Below are 1,288 nucleotides of genomic sequence, written 5' to 3' on the forward strand. Positions count from 1 at the left end.
GATTGTGAAGGGGACTTTACAAGCTAATAACCCAATGCGAGGAATAATTCCTGTTATTGTTCAAGATCCGAAAATTGAAAAAATACTTACAGTAAGGCCATTAGCCGAATCGATATCAGAAATTCATGAGCTATATACTAATCCTAAAAATTCAGTTATACAAATTCCATTAGATTGGGCGACGATAAATCAATTATTTCCAGATGCTGCATCTATGGGAATAATACCTTATATAAAGATTTCTCATTCCAGCTTGAAGCGCATAATAGAAAATGTTAGAAACTTAATATTGAATTGGGCCTTGGAATTAGAGAAGGACGGTATTTTAGGTGAAGGTTTTACTTTTACAGAAAAGGAGAAAGATCTCGCTTTATCATCATTAAATAATTATGGAACAATCATCTACGGCAATCAGTTAGGTCAAGTAATGACTCAATCAAATTCAAATAATTCGAAACAAGAAATGCAGAACACATACAACACTTGGCACGAATACGAAAAATTATTAGAAATTATCAACTCGAATAAAGGAGTCCTCGACTTTAAGAATAAAGGAGATTTGGCCAATTTTGAAAGCTTACTAGGAAATCTGTCAGTATCTATAAAGGATAAAGATCACTTCAAATTCAAAAATCTAATCTCGACTCTCAGAAATGTTCTTGAAGGCGTTACTGGCAGTTTAATTGCTTCAGGCATCATTTATGAGATAGATAAGGTCGTAAAATAAATTTATTAAAATTGCAACTTCGCCTAACTATCGGCTCTGACGCTTCGCTTCGAGATCGCTACGCGACTCTCGCTCGGGCTACGCCACATTTGCTTTCGTCACTACACTTGCTTACGCAAGTTCGTGCCGTTGCGAACGTCGTCAAGCCTTGGTCGTTAGGCGAAATAAGCACAATAATTAATAGCATCTGAGAAAGGATATGTTTGAAATCGGATTAAAAATAGATATACCAAATAGGTCTATTCCATGGGCAACTAAGGAAGATGAAATTTCCAAAATTTTCAACAATGATAAATTGCATAAAGTTACTAGAGGATATTATGTCCTTGATGTCATCATTTTTGGAGGACTATCTTGCAAATTGGGTATTCATTTCAATAGGCATGATAAGACAATTAAAGAATTTGAATTCTTTCGATCATCATATCCTAATCAAAAAAAATCGTGGGAAGAATTTGAAATATATATATTAAAAACCTTTGGAGAGCCAACAAAGGTTGGTATGAATAGTCAAAATTATCCTGAGCATCAATGGGAATTTAAAAATTATGTTATTGTTCA

2 protein-coding genes are annotated in these 1,288 nt (G+C 34.0%); both read left to right on the forward strand.

The features are described from left to right. Nucleotides 1–727: AbiTii domain-containing protein (locus EHO59_RS18225; protein WP_167882146.1), on the forward strand; the 727-nt coding region annotated here is incomplete at its 5' end. A 199-nt stretch (nt 728–926) separates the two neighbouring features. Next, on the forward strand, nt 927–1,288 hold a 362-nt coding region (locus EHO59_RS18130), incomplete at its 3' end, for a hypothetical protein (RefSeq protein WP_135589888.1).

Source organism: Leptospira semungkisensis, assembly GCF_004770055.1.
GTDB classification, from domain to species: Bacteria; Spirochaetota; Leptospiria; order Leptospirales; family Leptospiraceae; genus Leptospira_B; species Leptospira_B semungkisensis.